This window comes from Sneathiella sp., assembly GCF_041689005.1.
Classification (GTDB): Bacteria; Pseudomonadota; Alphaproteobacteria; order Sneathiellales; family Sneathiellaceae; genus Sneathiella.
The window spans coordinates 1-6,446 of sequence record NZ_JBDNHC010000016.1 but is presented as its reverse complement, the minus strand read 5'-3'; the positions used below and the strand labels follow the sequence as shown (position 1 = coordinate 6,446).

Sequence of the window (6,446 nt, the reverse complement as noted above, 5' to 3'; positions counted from 1 at the left end):
GGCGATACATCATTCGCAGCCTGCTCTATCAAGCCGCCCTCGTTGCGTCGACGCACAACAAAACCCTCAAAGTCTTTGCGGCGCGGTTAAAAGAAAGTGGAAAACCACACAAAGTCGTGCTGATCGCTGTGGCCCGGAAACTACTCACGATCGCCAACGCGCTTGTGGCAAAAAACCAGCTTTGGCGTGCGTCGTAAATACAGTTGCTAGATTTGCAGACACCTTGTCCGCTAAAAATGAGGCAGGGAGATGATTATAGGCGATCCAAATTTACTGAAAAATTCAAGCTGGATACAATCAAGCAGATAACCGAACGGAGGTATGCTGTTGCAGATGTATCGAAGTATTTGGGTGTTTGCATGGAGCTACCACCGATCGCCGTGATCATTTTTGGATCACCGAATACTGGAACTCCCTTGATGACATCAAATCCGGCAATCGGCCTCGACCTGCCCCCGAAAGCCGTCGCCGGGAAAGAGAGCGATGGTACAGTGAAGCTCGCATATACCGACCCCGCGTGCCTGGCAAAACGCTACGGCATCTTAGACCGTGATGAGGTTTTCAAGAAGATGACGGCCGCTCTGACAAAGTTTGCGGAAATAGCGGTCAAGCGGGGCGGTCTTCCAAATAAAGTAACTCGAAAGCCCTACAGATGGTTTGGTTGATTTCAGTCGAATGATTGCTTTCGGTTGATAGCAAACTTCTAATACGCGGCTATAAGCCCCCTTTTGACTCGGCGCACTATTACCCAAGGACGGGATGGATATTTAGCATACGCTTTTGACGCAGTTGAGACATGAACAACAATATAGCAAAGACAAGCCCCCCAAGGAAAAGGCCCATTTCAATTTCGGCAGAGAGTATATTGCGACATAATGCATAGGTAAGGCTGGCCCCGACGGCGATCAAGCCAAAAACCCAGTCCTTCCCCTGGAAGCGGACAGCGCCGGTTCCATACAACACTGCAGTACCAACCGCCAAAACAATAAAGATAGCAATAATCGACATAATGGCATTCAGCATATTGGTACTCTGGAGCGTCATCACAGGATTAAAAACAATAAGAAACGGAATGACAAATCCGGCCAGTGAAAGCTTGAATGCCTTCATCGCGGTTGAGAAATAATTTGCTTTAGCGATTGCTGACGCGGCGAGAGCTCCCATTGCAACAGGTGGCGTTACCGCAGAAATTATCGCGAAGTAAAAACAGAAGAAATGTGCAGCCATTACCGGCACACCCATTTTTATGATAGTAGGGATAGCCACAAGCGCGACCAGACTGTATGCCGCCACCGGGGGTACGCCACATCCCAGGATGAGCGATACAATCATTGTTAGGAGCAAGCCGATAACAATATTGCCCGCACTGAAAAGTTCGACAAGACCCGCTATCTTGCCCCCGAGACCGGTGGTTATCAATGTTTGCGCAATAAGCCCCACGATACAAAGCGAGATACCGATCTGGGCCCCGACGATTGCCCCCTCTGTTAACGCGCTGAGGAACTCAGAAATGCTAGGCCGACCTCCGTCCCGGAAGAAACTTAACACAAAGACAGTACAAATCGCCCAGAATGCTGAATATGCCGGACTGTAACGGAACAGAAGCAACCCGGTAAGGATGCCCACGGGGATTACAAACATCGGGATGCCCCGCCTTATGATCGACCAGTCCGGTGTTTCTTGCGGGGCCTTGATACCGGCGGCAATCGAAGCGAACTGAACAGATAGCATAACGCCGACATAAAACAAGATAGCGGGTATCAGCCCTGCCAGCATAATATCTGTATAGGGAACACCGACAAAGAATGCCATCAGGAAGGCAGCAGCCCCCATTACAGGCGGCATCAATTGGCCCCCAGTGGATGCCGTCGCCTCGATCGCTCCTGCGAGAGATGCCGAATATCCGGTCCGCTTCATATAGGGAATTGTAAATGCTCCGGTGATCGCGACGTTGGCAACAGCAGCACCAGACACCATGCCGATCAGCGAGCTTGAAACAACTGCCGTCTGGCCAGGACCACCGGCAACGCGTTTTCCCACAAGCTTTCCAAGTTCATAGGGAAAGTCATTGATCCGCAACAGCCCCATAAGGCTCCCGAACACAACAAAAAGAAATATCTGGTTCGCCGAAATGGAAAGAAAAGTACCGTAAATACCGGAAAACCCGATCGATAAATACGAGACAATATACCCAAGCGAGAAATCACGATGATAGAGGGGCCCGCCTAGATAATGACCGAAAAAGAAATAGGCGACGAAGACAAAGGCAACAATGGGCAGGATCCATCCCCAAGCCTGCCGGGTTCCCTCAAACACAAGAATAATCATCAGGATTCCGACAGCAATATCTACCGGTGCCGGGAAACCAACATTTTGCTCAAGGGTATCAAGATTAATATAGACATATGCGGTCACGAACATTCCACATACGAAAAAGATCAGGTAAACAAGGCGTCTAAGCGGGCTTGTTGCCGCGCGAACAACGACGAGAAAAGTTAGTCCAAAAATAAAAGCTAAATGCACTGTCTGGTGCTCAATGCTACCTATCAGAATCCCATAAGCACTGATCAAATGATATGCCACCATCGCAACAGCAATGGCATAAATTGCGATATTGATCGAGCGATCGAAACCTTTATTCATGACTGAGTTTCCTAAATCGACAGAACATCATCCCCGTCGGCGCATTACCGGCGGGGATTAGTTTAACATTGCTAAAGGCTACAAAAGTCCGGCTTCTTTATAAGCACGAAGCGCTCCCGGATGTATCTTTTTAGGATCGACACCATAGATCAGCGATTTACTCGACATCAGTTTGCCGAGTGCATGATATTCCTGAAACAAACCAACGTTATCGATGATCATTTTGGTAATTTGGTAGGCCGTTTCTTCAGGCATCTCAGGGTAGGCTCCCCATGCGATAGGATCAAAGAAACCAGACATATCCGAATTGAGGCCAGCAACGGCATCTTTCGGGATAGTAATCTGGCCTAACCCGACACCAGTCGCAATCGTTTTTTCGATAGCTTCCTTACCCCAGGGAATATGATAGAGCGTTTTCCCGCTGCCTATGACTGTCAGGGTTTGCGGGCTTGCCTTAAACGCCTTGTTTATAGGATCTGCATATCCACCAATAATTGCGGCATCTACAGTACCATCCAGCAATGCCTGGGCTGCCTGTTTGGTTCCCAGATATTCGATATCGATTTTACCATCCAGGCCCCACCCATGCTTGATGATGAGTTCAGGTTCGATAGTCCATAAAATTTGTGGCGGACGGCCAAGCCCGATAGTTTTACCAATAAGGTCTTTCGGTTCCTTAATTGTCTCATCCAACGTAACCAGCCAAACTGTTCCTAAATTATAGGTGGCAACCAGCATCGGGGCCGGTATCGGTCCGGCAAATGGCTTTTGACCATTCTCAGCCAAATACGCCAAACCGGCAGTAAAAGGGGTGAGAGTTTCGGATTTCGTTTCAGGATCTGCATTCAATTGTTTGAGGTTGTAGACCAACCCCGGGGTTTCCGATGCAACAAGTTTAACTTTCGCATCTGTCTTTTTAGAAATCTGTTCCAGCGCGCTACCAAGCGCGTTGCTGCCCGTTCCGAACGGTCCCGATGGAATATTAATTGGTTTGTCTTCTGCATTTGCGAATGACATAGCAAAAGTAAGCAGCAATGCCACACTCACAAAGACATGTTTAAGAAACGTCATGTTTTTCTTCTCCCACGATACAAGTTCAAGCTATATGCTTTCTTGCTTTATGTTTCAGTATATGAAACGTTATATCTTATATTGAAACATTATCGCGAAATAGATAAGATAGTCAAGAACCATCAAATGGCCCGGCATGCACAATTGTTGCTATAACTTGAGGAGCGCAACCAATATGCGGAAGACTTCGCTGTGAAAACGCCAAAGACGTATCCGACTCAATATTTGCAAACGGTCAGTCGTGCTGTGGCTGTGATGAGAGCATTCAAAGGCGGCAGCAGAGATATGTCTCTTAAAGAACTCACCAATGAGTTGAACCTCAACAAGGTCACGACTTTTCGTCTTGCACGGACACTAGTAAATGAAGGCTTGCTTACTCAGGACCCCGCAAGCGACCGTTACGCTCTCTCTTTCGGTTGTCTGGCCTTGGTAGACACAATGCTTGATCGCAATGGACTGGCAGAAATATCAAGAAAGCATTTACGCAAGGCGCGCGAGGAAACGGATGAAACCGCCACAGTCCTTGTACGTGAGGGTTGGGACCGCGTTGTAATTGCGACGGAACCAAGCCTGCAACCGGTTCGCTACGTAATGGAGGTTGGCCGACGAAACCGTCTCTATCTAAGCGGATCAGGAGCCTGCCTTGTATCTGGCATGAACAAAGATGAACTGGAAGCCCTGTTTGCGTTCATTGCAACTGATCCCATTTCCCGGGAATATGAACTCACAAAAGAAGTCCTTCTGAGCCGATTGGATTTTATTAAACATAACGGCTGGGGCACTGCACAAGGAGAATGGGCCAAGGAAGCTTCCGGTGTTGCGGCCCCTGTATATGACCAGGAGGGAAAGGTCATTGCTGCTATAGCAATTGCAATGCCTCGAAGTAGGTATAGCGATTCATACGTTGATAAATGTGTTCCTGCCGTAATGAAGACGGCAAAACTGATCGGCAAAGAATATGACGCCATCAACAGATAGGAAAACCATGAACGACAAGCCACAACTTCTATCCGGCCTTAAAATACTGGACCTTTCGACCATGTTAGCAGCTCCGATAGCATCGACGCTCCTTGCCGACTTCGGTGCAGATGTCATCAAGGTAGAGCTTCCGGATCGCGAAGATCCCTTACGCGATCTTCCCCCCCACAAGGAAGGCAAGTCACTTTGGTGGAAGGTAACCAACCGCAACAAAAAGGGCATTACCCTGGATATTCGAAAACCTCAGGGACGTGACTTGCTTCTTGATATCATTAGTGAATTTGATGTTCTTGTTGAGAATTTCCGTCCTGGTACTCTGGAAAAATATGGTCTTAGTCCAGAAATTCTTCAGGCGCGTCACCCCGGCCTCATAATCCTGCGCGTTTCAGGATATGGCCAAACGGGTCCGAAAGCGACCGACCCCGGGTTCGCGCGTGTAGCAGAAGCCTTCTCAGGCTTTACATATCTTTGTGGTTACCCTGAAAGTGGCCCGATGCACATCGGCTTCCCGGTTGCTGATGCGACTGCGGGAGTGTTTGGGGCACTTGGTATCATTATTGCCTGCTGGAACAAGGCTAAAAATCCAGAAGCACCTGGCGAAATAATAGATTTGTCGCTTGTGGAATCCATGTTCCGTCTGCTGGAATTCCTGCCAATCGAATATGACCAACTGGGTCATGTCAGAGAAAGATCCGGCAATCGAAGCCAGTATGCCAGTCCTAGCAATATTTACCGGTCAAAAGATGATAAATGGATTTCATTAAGTGCTTCGGCGCAATCAATCTTTGAGAACCTCGCTCGTCAAATGGGTCGGCCAGAGTTAATTACCGATACTCGCTTCACGACCAATATTAACCGGGTGAAACATACGGACGAATTGGACAAAATTGTCGCAGATTGGTTCGCTGAACGGACACAGAACGAAGCTCTGGAGGAACTGAAAGCTGGCAGTGTGGCGGGCGGACCCGTCTTTTCGATTGAAGATATATTCAATTCAGATCAATTCCAAGCACGGGACGCTATTATTAAAGTGGACGATCCTGAACTCGGTCCCGTTGCAATGCCCGCAGTTACACCGAAATTCGCAAAAAAACCTGGCTCGGTGACCTGCACAGGACCACAGCATGGTCATGATACAGAAGCTGTGTTTAGATCACTCGGATTTAGCGAGAATCATATCGCGGATTTAAAGCGCGATGGTGTTATCTAAATAGATTTGACCACCAACGCGCTATCCGCCCGTCGGTGGTTCAAAGCCGCCCTTGGGTACCCCGAAGAAACAGGACAAGCAGGAGAAAACGCTTAGGCTCCTGCCCTTTTCTCCAACCAGACAGCCCGCCTCTGCGTAATTACTATGGCCGCCAATACCAGTATGGCTATCAAATCCAGCCACCATTTATTAGCTGCAACCAAGGCGCCCACAACCACGAGAAGGAGGGCAAGGGGAACCGAAATGCGTTGCCGATAAAACCGTCCGCCGCCGATCGCCATCAGCATGGATGCAACCAGTCCCATAACAAGCGACCATATAATCTCTTCTATTCCTGCCTCGAGCAGAACAGCTGGACGAAATACGAAGAATACAGGCATCAGATATTTCATTAACGCGAGGCGCATCGAGACAAGAGACACTGAGAACCAGTCCGTCTTGGCAATTACCGCAGCTGTGAAAACAGCGGTACAAACGGGAGGTGTTAAGGCGGAAAGCAATGCCGAATAGAAAACGACAAAATGGGCAACCAAGGGATCGATAT

At 48.6% G+C, this 6,446-nt stretch carries 6 protein-coding genes and 1 pseudogene; 4 read left to right on the top strand and 3 right to left on the bottom strand.

Going from position 1 to position 6,446, the window contains the following annotated elements:
- Together ACESNI_RS01965 and ACESNI_RS01960 are read left to right on the top strand one after the other, a co-directional pair.
- Positions 1-197: pseudogene (locus ACESNI_RS01965) on the top strand (IS110 family transposase); the annotation flags it as partial.
- 39 nt (positions 198-236) lie between these two features.
- The gene (locus tag ACESNI_RS01960; protein ID WP_373084483.1) at positions 237-665 is read left to right on the top strand and encodes a DUF302 domain-containing protein; all 429 of its coding nucleotides are present in this window, start codon (positions 237-239) and stop codon (positions 663-665) included.
- 79 nt (positions 666-744) lie between these two features.
- Here ACESNI_RS01960 and ACESNI_RS01955 read toward each other — a convergent pair whose 3' ends face one another.
- Positions 745-2,643 carry a TRAP transporter permease gene (locus ACESNI_RS01955; RefSeq protein ID WP_373084481.1) on the bottom strand — a complete coding sequence of 633 codons (1,899 nt, stop codon included), beginning with the start codon at positions 2,641-2,643 and terminating at the stop codon, positions 745-747.
- Positions 2,644-2,721: 78 nt separating this feature from the next.
- Positions 2,722-3,714, bottom strand: a complete 993-nt coding sequence (locus ACESNI_RS01950; protein ID WP_373084479.1) for a TAXI family TRAP transporter solute-binding subunit — start codon at positions 3,712-3,714, stop codon at positions 2,722-2,724.
- A 192-nt stretch (positions 3,715-3,906) separates the two neighbouring features.
- On the opposite strand from ACESNI_RS01950, the gene ACESNI_RS01945 reads away from it, so the two are divergent.
- Complete coding sequence (locus tag ACESNI_RS01945; RefSeq protein ID WP_373084477.1) at positions 3,907-4,692, top strand: IclR family transcriptional regulator; 786 nt, start codon at positions 3,907-3,909, stop codon at positions 4,690-4,692.
- A 7-nt stretch (positions 4,693-4,699) separates the two neighbouring features.
- Positions 4,700-5,902: a CaiB/BaiF CoA transferase family protein gene (locus tag ACESNI_RS01940; RefSeq protein WP_373084475.1), complete on the top strand. Its 1,203-nt coding sequence runs from the start codon at positions 4,700-4,702 to the stop codon at positions 5,900-5,902.
- 92 nt (positions 5,903-5,994) lie between these two features.
- On the opposite strand, the gene ACESNI_RS01935 is transcribed toward ACESNI_RS01940, so the two are convergent.
- Positions 5,995-6,446, bottom strand: a 452-nt coding sequence (locus ACESNI_RS01935; RefSeq protein ID WP_373084473.1) for a TRAP transporter large permease subunit, incomplete at its 5' end; no start/stop codon positions are given.